Source organism: Nonomuraea sp. NPDC048901 (assembly GCF_040649695.1).
Classification (GTDB): domain Bacteria; phylum Actinomycetota; class Actinomycetes; order Streptosporangiales; family Streptosporangiaceae; genus Nonomuraea.
The window spans coordinates 857,797-870,959 of record NZ_JBEZFW010000001.1 but is presented as its reverse complement, the minus strand read 5'-3'; the positions used below and the strand labels follow the sequence as shown (position 1 = coordinate 870,959).

Here is a 13,163-nt window from a genome sequence, read left to right as displayed (position 1 = left end):
GGCGGTTCAGTCCTTGACGTCCCCGGCGCCGGAGAAGATCTGCCGGTAATGTTCGGCCGCCTGGGTCATGTCATTGCTGAGGACCTGGAAGAACCGGCTTGCCATCAGGAGCCGGGAGCCGGCCGGGGTCTGGACGCCGAGGACGTCGACGCCCTCCTGGACGGTGTCGGCCCACAGCGTCATCGATCGGATGCCCACCAACCAGGCCCGATACCAGACGTCGACGTCGATGCTGTACCGGTCACGCCGATTGTCACGCTCGCGTTTGACCAGCCCCACCTCCTCAAGCCAGCCGATCCCCTTGGAGATCGACGCGGGGCTGACCCGCAGCCGCTCGACCAGGTCGACGACGGTCATGTCGCCGCTGTCGCTGGTGAACAGGCAGACCATCACCTTGGCCGCCATCGGCGGGATCCCTGACATCGCCCCGGCGAGTTTCCGCTCGAATTCCTGTACGGCCCGGGGGTCACGCCCGCCGATATCCACGGTGGCCGGTGTATTCAGCGGCGAGTGCGGCTGGCGATGGGCCCGCCGTCCGGTCGCCTGCTGGGCCCGAGCCGCCCGGTAGCCGTGCGGTCCTCCGTTGCGGGCGATCTCGCGGCCGATGGTCGATCTCGGTCGTCCCAGGCGACGGGCGATCTCCGCGTAGGTGAGTCCTTCCACCAGCCCCTCAGCGATCTTGCGACGGTCCTCGTACGTGAGGTGGCCTCCTGGCATGCGCCCTCCCGCTTGTCGCGCCCGCCCAAGTATGCGGCCGGGCCCGATTGATTGCGACACAAAGCATGGAGTTGTTGCATTTGCCAGCACCGTCGTTTCGCCAATTGCGCCCTTCTGACCTGGGAAAACGAGATTCTTAACTTGCCGAATCCGCGAACGCATCCGTAGCTTTCCTCATATGTGAACGACGACCGTTCACGTGGAGGGACCGACAATGGCTGCCAAGATATGCCTCGTAACCGGCGCCTCATCCGGCATCGGCCACGCCACCGCACTCGAACTCCTGCGCGGCGGCCACGTCGTGTACGGCGGGGCGCGCCGAGCGCACCAGATGGAGGCGATCCGCGAAGCGGGCGGTCACGCCTTGCCGATGGACGTGACCAAGGAAGAGGACCTCCAGCGGGTCGTCCGTACCGTCCTGGACGCGCACGAGCGGATCGACGTCCTGGTCAACAACGCGGGAGCCGTCGTCCACGGCGCGGTCGAGGACACGCCGATGGCGATGGCTCGAGACGAGTTCGAGGTCAACCTGTTCGGGCCGGCCCGGCTGACCCAGCTCGTCCTCCCGCACATGCGGGCGCGGGGCTCGGGCACGATCGTCAACGTCTCCTCGATCGGCGGCGAGATCGCCCTTCCGCTCGGCGCCTGGTACTACGCCTCCAAGCACGCCCTGGAGGCCTTCTCCGACACCCTGCGCATGGAGGTCGGACAGTTCGGCATCGACGTCGTGGTCGTCCAGCCGGGCATCATCAAGACCGACTTCGAGACCGGGACCCCGCGGCAACTGCGGGAGATCTCCGGGAACGGCGCCTACCGGGAGATGGCCGAGGCCATGGCACAGGCGGCCGAGCCGCAGCCAGGCGTGGACAGCCCAGCCTCGGACCCGGGAGTGGTCGCGACGACGATCCGGCAGGCCGTCGAGTCGGCCCGGCCGGAAACCCGCTACGTCGTGGGCTGGCAGGCCGAAGCTTTCCTGGAGCTCAACAGATCCCTCCCGGACCGCGAATTCGACGCGCGCGTCACCGGCTCGCTCAAGTAATCGAGCCGTCTGCTCAACGAGACCCGCAATTCGGAGAAACCCATGACCCCTGCTATCGCCATTTCCGGGCTCGTCAAGGCGTACGGGCCGACACGGGCCCTCGACGGGCTCGACCTCACCGTGGGTACCGGAGAGGTGCATGGCTTTCTCGGCCCGAACGGGGCGGGAAAGAGCACCACCATCCGCGTCCTGCTGGGCCTGATCCGAGCCACCTCCGGCAGCGCCAGGCTGCTGGGCGGCGACCCCTGGGCCGACGCCGTCGCGTTACACCGGCGGCTGGCGTACGTGCCGGGCGATGTGGAGCTGTGGCCCAACCTCACCGGAGGCGAGGCCATCGACGTGCTCGGCCGGCTGCGTGGCGGGCTCGACAACGAGCGGCGGAACGGGTTGATCGAGCGGTTCGAGCTCGATCCGAAGAAGAAGACCCGGACCTACTCCAAGGGCAACCGCCAGAAGGTCGCCCTCGTCGCCGCCCTCGCCGCCGACGTGGAGCTGCTGATCCTCGACGAGCCCACGAGCGGGCTGGACCCGCTGATGGAGGCGGTCTTCCAGCAGGTCGTCGCCGAGGCCAAAGCCGCCGGCCGGACCATCCTGCTGTCCAGTCACATCCTCGCCCAGGTCGAAACCCTCGCCGACCGGATCACCATCATCCGCGACGGAAAGGCGGTGGAGTCGGGGACGCTGGCGCAGATGCGGCATCTGACCCGGACCACGATCGTGGCCGAGACCGCCACCCCGGTAACCGGCCTCAACCAGGTGCCCGGCATCCACAACGCGAAGCTCGAGGGCGGAAGCCTACGGTTCAGCGTGGACTCCGAACACCTCGACGCCGCCGTCCAGCACCTCACCAAGTTCGGCATCCGCTCGCTGGTCAGCCACCCGCCGACGCTCGAGGAGCTCATGCTCCGGCACTACGCGCACAAGGAGGCGGCATGACCACCACGGTTACGCGGGCGCGCGGCCGTACCGGATCGAGCGCGGCGAGCAGCCACCTGACCGGCACCGGCGCGATGGTACGGCTGGCGCTGCGCCGCGACCGGATCAAGCTCACCATCTGGCTGGTCGCCATCACGGCCCTCGTCCCACGCTTCTACTACGCCGCCGTCAGCGCGGTCGTCCCGACGCCCCAGGCCCTGGCCGAAGCGTCGCAGATGATCCGCGTCTCCTTCATGAGGGTGCTCGGCGGGCCCCTGTTCGGCGAGGTCACCACGCAGAGCTACTTCCTCGCCGCCTACTGGGTCGAGTTCCTGCTGGCCGCCGCGATCATGAACATGATGCTCATGACCCGGCACACCCGGGCGGAGGAGCAGACGGGCCGGGCCGAGCTCATCCGGGCGGCCGTCGTGGGCCGGCACGCCCAGCTCACCGGGGCGCTGGTCGTCGCCGTGATCAGCAATGTCGCACTCGCGGCCCTCACCACCGCCGCGACGATCGGCATCGGGTTCCCCGCCGGCAGCGCCCTGCTGTTCGGTGCCTCCCTCGCCGCGACCGGGCTGCTGTTCGCCGGGGTCACCGCGGTGACTGCCCAGGTCACCGAGCATCCCCGAGGCGCCAACGGGCTGGCGGGCATCGTGCTCTTCACCGCGTGGCTGCTGCGCGGCGCGGGGGCGCTGCAGAGCCCGGAGGGCGGCCCGCTGTTCTGGCTGTCGCCGATCGGCTGGTCACAGCAGACCCGGGTGCTGGCCGACGAGCGCTGGTGGCCGCTCGGCCTCTCGGTTCTGCTCGCCGGGCTGCTGGTCGCGGGCGCCTACTCGCTGGCGAGCCGCAGAGATCTCGGCGCCTCCTTGATGGCCCCGCGTCCCGGCCGGGCGTCGGCGCCTTCGTGGCTGCGCTCGCCGTTCACGCTCGCGCTGCGGCTCCAGCAGGCGGGCATCCTCGCGTGGGGAGCCGCGTTCCTCGCCGTCGGCCTCGTCCTGGGCGCCATGACCGGCGGAATGGCGGAAACCGACCTCCCCATCTTCTCCGGTGCGGACTTCGGGCGGGCCTGGATCAGCCTCATGGTGTTCACCGGGTCCCTCTACACCGGCGTGTTCGTGGTCCTGTCGGTCCTCCGGCTCCGGTCGGAGGAGTTGCGCGGGCGGATCGCTCCCGTGCTGGCCGGGCCGACCGGCAGATCGACGTGGTACTGGTCGTCCCTGCTGGTCACCGCGCTCGCCGCGGTCGTCCTGCCGGTGGTGTACGGCGCCGCGCTCGGCATCGGCGCCGCCCTGTCGACCGGCGAGCCCGGCCTCGTGGGAGAGGTCACCTGGGCGAGCCTCATACGCGCCCCCGAGGTGCTGGTGCTGCTCGCCGTGCCCGCCGCGCTGCTCGGGCTCGCCCCACGGGCCGTGAACGCGGCCTGGGCGGTGCTCGTCTACAGCGGGTTCATGCAGGTACTGGGGTCCTACATGAACCTGCCGGGGTGGCTGGTGAACACGTCGGTGCTGTCCCACCTTCCCTGGCACCCGCTGGGGTCCTTCGCCCCGGTGGCCACGGTGGTGCTGACCGTGCTCGCCGCGGCGCTGACGATCCTCGGTCTGTACGGTCTGCGCCGCCGCGATCTCGCCTCGGGCTAAAGGTGCCAGCGGTGACGGCCCGGTGGAGTGCGTTCCACCGGGCCGCCGGTCGTGGTCGAGGTCGAGGTCGTGCCGGGGGGTCAGCCGCCGTTGGTGAGGGTGAAGCCCTGCTCGGTGCCGAAGGCGGAGATGCGGTCCTGCCAGGTCTTCAGCGCGGCGGACAGGTCACCGCCGCTGTCGATGGCCTGGCCCACGGTGTCCTTGAAGATGCTGTTGGCGTACACCTGGAACGGGAGGTACTGCCAGTCGGGGCGGACGGCGGCCGAGGCGTCGCTCAGGACCTGGTTGATCTTCTGGCCGCCGAAGAACTCCTGCGGCGCGTCACGGAAGGCAGGGTCGTCGAGCAGCACCTTCGTGGCGGGGAACAGCCCGGCCTCGGTGTTCAGCGACTTGACGGCCTCCGGGTCGGAGTTGAGCCACTGCGCGAAGGCGACGGCGGCCGGGATGTTCTTGCTCTGCGGGATGACCGCCACCGAGGAGCCGCCGTTCTCGGCGTTCATCGGCTTGGCCGCGTCGTACTGCGGCATCGGGGCGACCGCCCACTTGCCCTTCGTCTTGGGGATGGAGTTGATGATGCCGTTCGGCGCCCAGGCGCCGGTCAGCCAGACGGCGTACTTGCCCGAGCCCATGCCCTTCCACCACTCGTCGGTCCAGCCGGGCTGCGGGTCGACCAGCTTCTCGCCGAGCAGGGTGCTCATCGTGCCGACCCACTGCTTGACGCCCGGGTCGGAGTCGAGCTTGACGCTGACCGAGGTCTCGCCCGAGGTCTTGAACGGCGCGCCGCCCGCCTGCCAGATCAGGCTGTCCACCCCGCCGGCGTCACCGGGGTCGATGGAGGTGATGAACGAGCCGGAGTCGGCGGCCTTGATCTTCTTGGCCGCGTCGACGAACTCCGCCCACGTGGCCGGCGGCTTGATCTTCAGCTTGTCGAAGATGTCCTTGCGGTAGAACATCGCCATGGGGCCGGTGTCCTGCGGGACGCCGTAGACGCCGCCGTTGATCGCCACCTGGCCCCACGCCGAGTCGGCGAACTTGTCCTTCAGCGAGGCGGCGCCATAGTCGGCCAGGTTGACGACCTGCTTGGCGAGGGCGAACTGCGGCAGGGCGAAGTATTCGATCTGCGCCACGTCGGGCGCGCCGGATCCGGCCTTGATCGCGGTCTGCAGCTTGGTGTACTGGTCGGCGGACTGACCCGCGTTCACCACGTTGACCTTGATGTTCGGATATTTCGTGGTGAAGCGGGCGACGGTCTTCTCGATCCCCGTGACCCACGTCCAGAACGTCAGCTCGGCGGGCTTGGACAGCGCGTCCTGCACAGCCGCCGTAGCACTGGGGGCGGCGGCGGACGGGGCGGCGGCACTCCCACCGGAGCCGCCGCCGCACGCGGCGAGGGCCAGAGACAGGGCCGCGGCGATCCCGGCAGGGATCACACCGCGCCGTGATGGAAGGGTTTTCATAGCGTTTCCTTATCCACGGGGGGTTTGTCGGGATTCACTGCTTGACGCTTCCGGTAGCGAGGCCCGACTGCCAGAACCGCTGGAGCCCCAGGAAAGCGATGATCAACGGCACGATCGACAGCAGGCTGCCGGTCAGGATGAGCGTGTAGGTGGCGTCACCGGCACCGGAGGTGCCGCTGTTGGCCTGGGCGTTCCACTGGTTGAGGCCGACCGTGAGCGGGAACCAGTCCGGCGAGTTCAGCACGATCAGCGGCAGGAAGTAGTTGTTCCACGTCGCGACCAGCGCGAAGAGCAGGACCGTGACGAAGCCCGGGGCGAGCAGCCGCAGCGCGATGGTGCGGAAGATCCTGAACTCGCCCGCCCCGTCGATACGGGCCGACTCCAGGATCGAGTCGGGCACCGCGTCGGCCGCGTAGACCCGCATCAGGTAGAGGCCGAACGGGCTGCACAGCGCCGGGATGAGCACCGCCCACGGGGTGTCGACGATCCCGACCTGGCTGAACAGCAGGTACGTCGGCACCGCGAGGGCCGTGCCCGGAATGGAGATGCCGCCCAGCACCACCGCGAACAGCAGCTTGCGGCCCGGGAACTCGTATTTCGCCAGCGCGTAACCGCCGAGGGTGGCCAGCAGGGCGGCACCGCCCGCGCCCACCACGGAGTAGAGCACGGTGTTGCCGAACCAGCGCACGAAGATGCCGTTGTTGTAGCTCAGGGTCTCGCCGATGTTGGCGAACAGGTGGAAGTCCCCGCCGAACCAGAGCCCGAAGGTCGAGAACAGGTCCCCGCCGTTCTTGCTGGCGTTGGCCAGCAGCCAGAACAGCGGCAGCACCGCGTACGCGAACATCACCAGCATGATCACCGTGAGGGCAGGACTCTTCCCCCGGCGCCGCGCCTTGGTGGAGTGGTGCGCGGCCTGCCCGCCCGTGGTGCGGTTCGCCTCGGCGACGGCCGTCACAGCGTCTTCTCCCTTCTCGCCGTGATGATCTGCACCGCGTACGCCACGACGATGGTGACGACGCCGAGCAGCACGGCGACAGTGGCCGAGTAGTTGATCTGCTGGCCGTTGAAGGCGAGGTTGTAGGCGTACATGTTGGGCGTGTAGCTCGTCCCGATCACCGCGGGCGAGAGCTTCTGGAGGATGTTCGGCTCGTTGAAGAGCTGGAAGCTGCCGATGATCGAGAAGATCGTCGCCACGAGCAGCGCGGGACGCAGGGCGGGCAGCTTGATGCTCCAGGCGATGCGGATGGCGCCCGCTCCGTCCATCTCGGCCGCCTCATAGAGCTCGGTCGGTACGGACCGCAGCGCGGCGTACAGGATGATCATGTTGTAGCCGACGAACTCCCAGGTCACCATGTTGCCGATGGAGGAGAGCATCCAGGAGCGCGAGAGCAGGTCGGGGACCGCGACGTCGAGGGCCTTGCCGATCTGGCCGATCAGGCCGAACTGGTCCCCGTACATGTAGCCCCACATGAGGGCCGACACCACGGCCGGCACCGCGTACGGCATGAAGATCGTGATGCGGAACAACGACGGCCAGCGCAGCCGACCGCTGTCGATGGCCAGCGCGCAGCCCAGGGCGATGAGCAGCATGACGGGCACCTGCACGACCAGGAAGAGCGCGACGCGGAGCAGGCCGGCGCCGAACAGCGCGTCGCCGATGGCGCGGGTGTAGTTGGCCACGCCGGCGAAGACCGTGCCGCCGATCATGCGTTCCTGGAAGAAGCTGAGATAGATCGCGTACGCCAGCGGCGCGACCACCGCGACCAGGAAGACCACGAAGAACGGCAGGAAGAAGGCGTAGCCGGCGACGCGCAGGCGCAGGACCGGCCGGGCGAGACCGCCGGGCGCGGTCACCGGCCCGGCTGGACCGGCGGGCGCGGTCATCCCGTACTCCTACCGTGGGATGTTCGCGCTGCCACGAAGACTGGCACTGAACTCTCCTTGTCGGGGCATGGCGATCCATGGACCGCCCCATTACCTGCGCCACCGTGGAGCGCTCGGTGCTGTGATCGCGAGACTCCGTGTTTACGTGAACATGGCGAAGATGTCCCGTAGTCTCCATTCGCCGCAAGAACATGTCAATAGGTAACCCAAAGTTAACACAAATGCCTGATTTATCACCGTTTGTGACTACATGTCGGCTAGGGCAGCGGCCTATTGACGGATGGGTCATGTTCACGTAAACATCGTGCGAGAGTTTGCACGACAGCAAGCCCATCGGATGACCAGAGGTGCCAGTGGACGGGGCGACCCAGAAAAGCGTGGCGGCACGGCGCTCGCCCAGGCGGCCGTCCATGGCCGACGTCGCCGCGATGGCCGGAGTCTCCAGTCAGACAGTCTCCCGGGTGGTCAACAACCGCAGCAACGTGGAGGAAGAGACCCGCCAGCGTGTCCTGTCGGCCATGCGCGTCCTCGGCTACCGGCCAAACACCGCCGCCCGCGCCCTGGTCACCGGCCAGTTCCGCACCCTGGGCCTGATCAGCTTCGGGCTCGGCAGCTTCGGCAACGCCCGTACGGTCGACGCCGTCACCAAAGCGGCGCAGCGCGCCGGCTACACCGTGAACATGATCGCCGTCGAGTCGCAGACCGAGCGGGCCGTGCACGAGGCGTTCGACCAGCTGACGGTGCAGGCCGTCGACGGCATCGTGGTCATCGAGGCGCAGATCCTCGACACCCCGGCGCTGCGCCTGCCGCCGGACGTGCCGGTCGTGATGGCCGACGGCGACGTCAGCCTCCGCCACCCGATGGTCGACACCGACCAGGCCCTCGGCGCCCGGCTCGTCACCCGTCACCTGCTCGGCCTCGGTCACGAGACGGTCTGGCACGTCGCCGGGCCCGAGGACTCCTATGCCGCGCGACGCCGGGCGGAGTCCTGGCACGCGACGCTCAAGGAAGCGGACGCGGCGGTGCCCCAGATGCTGTTCGGCGACTGGAGCGCGGCCAGCGGCTACGAGGCCGGCCGCGTCCTGGCCCGGCGGCCCGGCGTGACGGCCGTCTTCGCCGCCAACGACCAGATGGCCCTCGGCGTGATGCGCGCGATGATCCAGGCGGGACGTCGCATCCCTGAGGATGTGAGCATCGTCGGTTTCGACGACATCGAGGAGTCGGCCTACCTGTCCCCCTCGCTCACCACTGTCCGGCAGGACTTCGACGTGGTGGCCGAGCGGATCGTGTCGCTCATGATCGACCAGATCGAGACCGGTACGGCTCCCGCCGCCACCGCCTTCGTCGCCCCTCAGCTGATCGTCAGGGAGAGCACCGGCGCACCGCCGCCGACCGGCTGATCCGACCAACCCCAGCACGCCCCACACCGACGAAAGTCCCACCAACCGCAGCACGCCCACAGCGAAGAAACGTCCCCGCCGAAGAACGTCCCACCCGCCGCAGCACGCCCCGCCGAAGAAGGGAGGAGCGGCGGTCCTCGCCCGCCGAGGCCGCCGCGCCGACGATGAACGCCGTACCTCACGATGTCAGGCCGGGCTCCGGGACCACCGGCGCCCCGTCCCCGGGCGACCGGTTCTGGCGCCGGCTCGGCGGCGTGGCCTTCGGCGGCGACTACAACCCCGAGCAGTGGCCGGCCGAGACCAGGGCGGAGGACCTGCGCCTCATGGCCGAGGCCCGGGTCAACCTCGTCACCGTCGGGGTGTTCGGCTGGGCGCGCGTGGAGCCAGCGCGCGGCGCGTACGACTTCTCCCTGTTCGACCAGGTCCTGGATGACCTGCACGCGCACGGGATCACCGCCGACCTCGCCACCATGACGGCGTCCCCGCCGCCCTGGCTCGTCCACGAGCACCCGGAGATCCTGCCGGTCACCGCGGACGGGACCGTGCTGGGCCCCGGCGGGCGGCAGCACTTCTGTCCGTCCAGCCCGGTCTACCGGGAACGGGCGGCGCTCCTGGTGGAGCGGCTGGCCACGCACTACCGCGACCATCCGGCTCTCGGGCTGTGGCACGTCGGCAACGAGTACGGCTGCCACATCGCCGCCTGCTACTGCGAGGTGTCGGCGGCCGATTTCCGCCGCTGGCTGCGCGAGCGCTACGGCGACGACCTGGAGGCGCTGAACGACGCCTGGTCAACGGACTTCTGGTCGCAGCGGTACGCCTCCTTCGACCACGTCCAGCCACCCCGCGCGGCTCCGACGTACCCCAATCCGGCCCAGCAGCTCGACTACACGCGCTTCGCCAACGAGGCGCTGCGCGACTGCTTCGACCTGGAGGCGGGCATCCTGCGGCGGGTCACTCCCGAGGTGCCGATCACCACGAACTTCCTGGGCGGCCTGAAGGCCGTGGACGTCTTCGACTGGGCGCCGCGGCTGGACGTCGTGGCGGTCGACTCCTATCCCGACCCCCACGACGAGCGGCCGCATCTGGCCCCTGGCCTGGTGTACGACACGATGCGCGGCGCCGGGGGCGGGCAGCCGTGGATCCTGATGGAGCAGGCGCCGAGCGCGGTCAACTGGCGGGGCAGGAACGCGATCAAGCAGCCCGGCCAGATGCGGCTGTGGAGCTGGCAGGCCGTCGCGCAGGGCGCCGACGCGATCCTGTACTTCCAGTGGCGGCAGTCACGCGGCGGCGCCGAGAAGTTCCACTCGGGCATGGTGCCGCACGCGGGGGCCGACAGCAGGGTCTTCCGCGAGATCGCGGCGCTCGGCCGGGAACTGGCCTCGGTGCCCGACCTGCCCGGCACGCGGGTCCGCAACCAGGTGGCGATCCTGCTCGACTGGAACAGCTGGTGGGCGCTCGAACTCGACTCCCACCCCTCCGACGGTGTGCGGCAGGAGGAGCGCCTGCTGGACCATTACGGCCCGCTGTTCGACCTCGGGGTCGGCGTGGACGTCGTGCCGCCCTCGGCCGAGCTGACCGGTTACGCGCTCGTCGTCGTGCCGAACCTGTACCTCCTGTCGAGCGCGGACGCACAACGCGTCTCGGCGTACGTGTCCGGCGGCGGCGCGCTGGCCGTCTCCTTCTTCAGCGGGATCGTGGACGAGCATGACCGGGTCCACCTGGGCGGCTACCCCGCGCCGCTGCGCGAGGTCCTCGGGGTCCGGGTCGAGGAGTTCTGCCCGGCGGCCAAGCACGAGCGGTTTCCCATCCGCGGTCACGGAGTGCTTTCGCACCTCGAAGGGGTCGCCGACCTGTGGCGAGAGGACCTGCATCTGGCCGGCGCCGAGCCCGAGCTCGTCTTCGACTCCGCCGACTGGGCCGGGCGCCCGGCCGTGACCAGGCACGAGTTCGGCGCGGGGATCGCCCGCTACCTCTCGACCCGGCTCGACGCGGTCACCATGCGGGCGGTCCTCGGCCGGGCGCTCGCCGAAGCGGGAGTGACGCCCGTCGTCCAGGGGCTGCCTGCCGGGGTCCAGGCGAGCGTCCGCGCCGGAGCCGGGCGCCGCTTCCTGATCCTGCTGAACCACACCGGCGACAAGCACGACATCACCCTCGACGGCGAGTGGACCGACGTCCTGGAACCCTCGGACGAGGGCGTCGGGACTGTCACCCTGCCGCCTTCGGGCGTCGCCGTACTCCGTGCGGTGGATTAGGGCGGCATCCCTTCAGCGGATGATGCGGGCCCGCGCCCGGAGCAGTGCCGCCACGATCGCCTCCTCGCGGTCGGGATCGAGGCGGACGAGGGGGATGGAGCAGCTGAGCGCCTCGCTCGGCACGGGTCCGAAGTCCAGGGTGACGGCGAAGCAACGCAGCCCGAGGGTCGATTCCTGCTCGTCGACGGCGTGGCCACGGCGCCGGATCTCCTCGAGTTCGGCGCGCAGTGCCACCCGGTCGGTGAAGGTGTGGACGGTGCGCGGCTCCAGGGTCTCCGGCAGGAGTTCGTCGACCTCCGCCCAGGGACGCCCGGCGAGGATCGCCTTGCCGAGGCCGGTGGCCCAGCACGGCAGGCGCCGGCCGGGACGGGTGACGACGGCCAGGGAGTGCCGGGAGATGTTGGTGGCCAGATACACGATCTCAATGCCGTCGAGGCGGGCCAGGTGGACGGTCTCGCCGAGTTCGTCGTTGAGCTCGTTCATCACCGGACGGGCCCGCTGGACGACGTCGTCCCGCTCGACGTACGACATCCCGGCCCGCAGCGCGCGGATGCCGAGCCGGTAGCGACCGGCGCCGTCGGTCTCCACCCAGCCCGTGCTCACCAGCGTGGTGAGCAGCGCGTAGCCGCTGGCCCGCGGCAGACCCAGCGCGGTGGTCAGCTCGCGCAGTGAGCACGTCTTCGAGGCGGAGCTGAGGTGTTCGAGCACCGCGATGGTCCGCTCGGCCGATTTGACGCTGCGGACACCTCCCCCGGTCTCGGCGGATTGAGGTAACGAGTCCGGGGCGTATTGCGTCATCGACCACCTCTTGACGTTTGGTGAAACACCCACTTAATGTCTCGGCTACAAATATAGATGCTGTCTCCATATGTAGACAAGAGGTTGCTGTTGATGTCCCCCGCAGTCACGCGAGTCGCCGCTTCCCTCTCAGGCTTGCTCGCCTTCCCCGTCACACCGTTCACGGAGTCGGGGGACGTGGATCTGTCCGGGCTCAAGGCTCATCTCACGGACGTGCTCGCCGCGCGGCCCAGCGCGATCTTCGTCGCCTGCGGGACCGGGGAGATGGCGTCGTTGACGGCCACGGAGCACCAGGCGGTGGTCAAGGCCGCCGTGGAGCACGTCGCGGGAACGGTCCCGGTGCTCGCCGGGGTCGGCGGCGGCACGCGGACGGCCGCCGAGTTCGCCCGCGCCGCGCAGGCCGCCGGGGCCGACGCCTTGCTGGCGCTGCCGCCGTACCTGCAGGTCGGCCCGCCGGCCGGGCTCGTGGCGCACTACCGGGAGGTGGCCGCCGCCACGGATCTGGACGTGATCCTCTACCAGCGCGGTACGGCGCTGTTCTCCCCCGAGGCGGTGGCCGAGCTCGCCGAGGTGGACAACATCGTCGCGCTGAAGGACGGGCACGGCGACATGGAACTGCTCCAGCTCATCCAGACCGCCACCGGCGGACGGCTGCCCCTGCTGAACGGCATGCCGACGGCCGAGATCTTCGCCCGCTCCTACGTCGGCCTCGGCGCCCGCGCCTACTCCTCGGCGGTGCTGGCCTTCCTCCCGGAGGTCGCCGTCGCGTTCTTCCACGCTTTCGAGAAGGGCGACGACGCGACTCAGGACCTCCTGCTGCGCGAGTTCTACGCCCCTCTCGCCGCACTGCGCAACACGACGCCCGGCTACGCCGTCTCTCTCGTCAAGGCCGGCCTGGACATCCGCGGCCGCTCCGCCGGGCCCGTCCGCTCGCCACTGGCGCAGGTCACCCCGGAGCACCGCGAGCAGCTCGCCCGCATCATCGACCGCGGCCTTTCCGCCCTCAGCGCGGCATCTGTCGCATAGCACGTGGCCTGCCCCGGCACCAGGAGCAGGCGATT

At 69.6% G+C, this 13,163-nt stretch carries 11 protein-coding genes; 6 read left to right on the top strand and 5 right to left on the bottom strand.

The window, feature by feature from the left end; genetic code table 11:
- Nucleotides 1-6 precede the first annotated feature (6 nt).
- On the bottom strand, nucleotides 7-717 hold the full coding sequence (locus AB0C30_RS04275; protein ID WP_357939432.1) for a helix-turn-helix domain-containing protein: 711 nt from the start codon (nucleotides 715-717) through the stop codon (nucleotides 7-9).
- Between the two features lie 214 nt (nucleotides 718-931).
- Between AB0C30_RS04275 and AB0C30_RS04270 the strand changes: the two genes are divergently transcribed.
- From AB0C30_RS04270 to AB0C30_RS04260, 3 genes are read left to right on the top strand one after another with little or no spacing between them, the layout of a single operon-like run.
- Entirely contained in the window at nucleotides 932-1,756 is an 825-nt protein-coding gene (locus tag AB0C30_RS04270) for an oxidoreductase (RefSeq protein WP_357939430.1), read from the top strand.
- 42 nt (nucleotides 1,757-1,798) lie between these two features.
- Nucleotides 1,799-2,692 carry an ABC transporter ATP-binding protein gene (locus tag AB0C30_RS04265; RefSeq protein ID WP_357939428.1) on the top strand — a complete coding sequence of 298 codons (894 nt, stop codon included), beginning with the start codon at nucleotides 1,799-1,801 and terminating at the stop codon, nucleotides 2,690-2,692.
- Nucleotides 2,689-4,311, top strand: a complete 1,623-nt coding sequence (locus AB0C30_RS04260) for a hypothetical protein (RefSeq protein WP_357939426.1) — start codon at nucleotides 2,689-2,691, stop codon at nucleotides 4,309-4,311. Before AB0C30_RS04265 ends, AB0C30_RS04260 begins: the two co-directional genes overlap by 4 nt.
- 80 nt (nucleotides 4,312-4,391) lie before the next feature.
- On the opposite strand, the gene AB0C30_RS04255 is transcribed toward AB0C30_RS04260, so the two are convergent.
- From AB0C30_RS04255 to AB0C30_RS04245, 3 genes are read right to left on the bottom strand one after another with little or no spacing between them, the layout of a single operon-like run.
- Nucleotides 4,392-5,768, bottom strand: coding sequence for a sugar ABC transporter substrate-binding protein (locus tag AB0C30_RS04255; RefSeq protein WP_357939424.1), 1,377 nt, complete (start codon nucleotides 5,766-5,768; stop codon nucleotides 4,392-4,394).
- Nucleotides 5,769-5,802: 34 nt separating this feature from the next.
- Entirely contained in the window at nucleotides 5,803-6,723 is a 921-nt protein-coding gene (locus tag AB0C30_RS04250; RefSeq protein WP_357939422.1) for a carbohydrate ABC transporter permease, read from the bottom strand.
- Nucleotides 6,720-7,652 (bottom strand): sugar ABC transporter permease, encoded by a 933-nt coding sequence (locus tag AB0C30_RS04245; protein ID WP_357939420.1) that lies wholly within the window; start codon nucleotides 7,650-7,652, stop codon nucleotides 6,720-6,722. Before AB0C30_RS04245 ends, AB0C30_RS04250 begins: the two co-directional genes overlap by 4 nt.
- 410 nt (nucleotides 7,653-8,062) lie before the next feature.
- Here AB0C30_RS04245 and AB0C30_RS04240 point away from each other — a divergent pair, with 410 nt between their 5' ends.
- Both AB0C30_RS04240 and AB0C30_RS04235 read left to right on the top strand, forming a co-directional pair.
- On the top strand, nucleotides 8,063-9,052 hold the full coding sequence (locus tag AB0C30_RS04240) for a LacI family DNA-binding transcriptional regulator (RefSeq protein ID WP_357939418.1): 990 nt from the start codon (nucleotides 8,063-8,065) through the stop codon (nucleotides 9,050-9,052).
- 164 nt (nucleotides 9,053-9,216) lie between these two features.
- On the top strand, nucleotides 9,217-11,304 hold the full coding sequence (locus tag AB0C30_RS04235; RefSeq protein ID WP_357939416.1) for a beta-galactosidase: 2,088 nt from the start codon (nucleotides 9,217-9,219) through the stop codon (nucleotides 11,302-11,304).
- A 12-nt stretch (nucleotides 11,305-11,316) separates the two neighbouring features.
- Here the strand turns inward: AB0C30_RS04235 and AB0C30_RS04230 are convergent, their stop codons facing one another.
- Nucleotides 11,317-12,102, bottom strand: coding sequence for an IclR family transcriptional regulator (locus tag AB0C30_RS04230; protein WP_357939414.1), 786 nt, complete (start codon nucleotides 12,100-12,102; stop codon nucleotides 11,317-11,319).
- A 93-nt stretch (nucleotides 12,103-12,195) separates the two neighbouring features.
- Here AB0C30_RS04230 and AB0C30_RS04225 point away from each other — a divergent pair, with 93 nt between their 5' ends.
- Nucleotides 12,196-13,128, top strand: coding sequence for a 5-dehydro-4-deoxyglucarate dehydratase (locus AB0C30_RS04225; RefSeq protein WP_357939412.1), 933 nt, complete (start codon nucleotides 12,196-12,198; stop codon nucleotides 13,126-13,128).
- Nucleotides 13,129-13,163: the final 35 nt, after the last annotated feature.

Bases quoted from the DNA above. Each gene is read 5' to 3' on its own strand.
- AB0C30_RS04260 (WP_357939426.1), top strand. From the start codon at position 2,689: ATGACCACCACGGTTACGCGGGCGCGCGGCCGTACCGGATCGAGCGCG.
- AB0C30_RS04270 (WP_357939430.1), top strand. From the start codon at position 932: ATGGCTGCCAAGATATGCCTCGTAACCGGCGCCTCATCCGGCATCGGC.
- AB0C30_RS04255 (WP_357939424.1), bottom strand. From the start codon at position 5,768: ATGAAAACCCTTCCATCACGGCGCGGTGTGATCCCTGCCGGGATCGCC.
- AB0C30_RS04245 (WP_357939420.1), bottom strand. From the start codon at position 7,652: ATGACCGCGCCCGCCGGTCCAGCCGGGCCGGTGACCGCGCCCGGCGGT.
- AB0C30_RS04275 (WP_357939432.1), bottom strand. From the start codon at position 717: ATGCCAGGAGGCCACCTCACGTACGAGGACCGTCGCAAGATCGCTGAG.
- AB0C30_RS04235 (WP_357939416.1), top strand. From the start codon at position 9,217: ATGAACGCCGTACCTCACGATGTCAGGCCGGGCTCCGGGACCACCGGC.
- AB0C30_RS04225 (WP_357939412.1), top strand. From the start codon at position 12,196: ATGTCCCCCGCAGTCACGCGAGTCGCCGCTTCCCTCTCAGGCTTGCTC.
- AB0C30_RS04265 (WP_357939428.1), top strand. From the start codon at position 1,799: ATGACCCCTGCTATCGCCATTTCCGGGCTCGTCAAGGCGTACGGGCCG.
- AB0C30_RS04240 (WP_357939418.1), top strand. From the start codon at position 8,063: ATGGCCGACGTCGCCGCGATGGCCGGAGTCTCCAGTCAGACAGTCTCC.
- AB0C30_RS04230 (WP_357939414.1), bottom strand. From the start codon at position 12,102: ATGACGCAATACGCCCCGGACTCGTTACCTCAATCCGCCGAGACCGGG.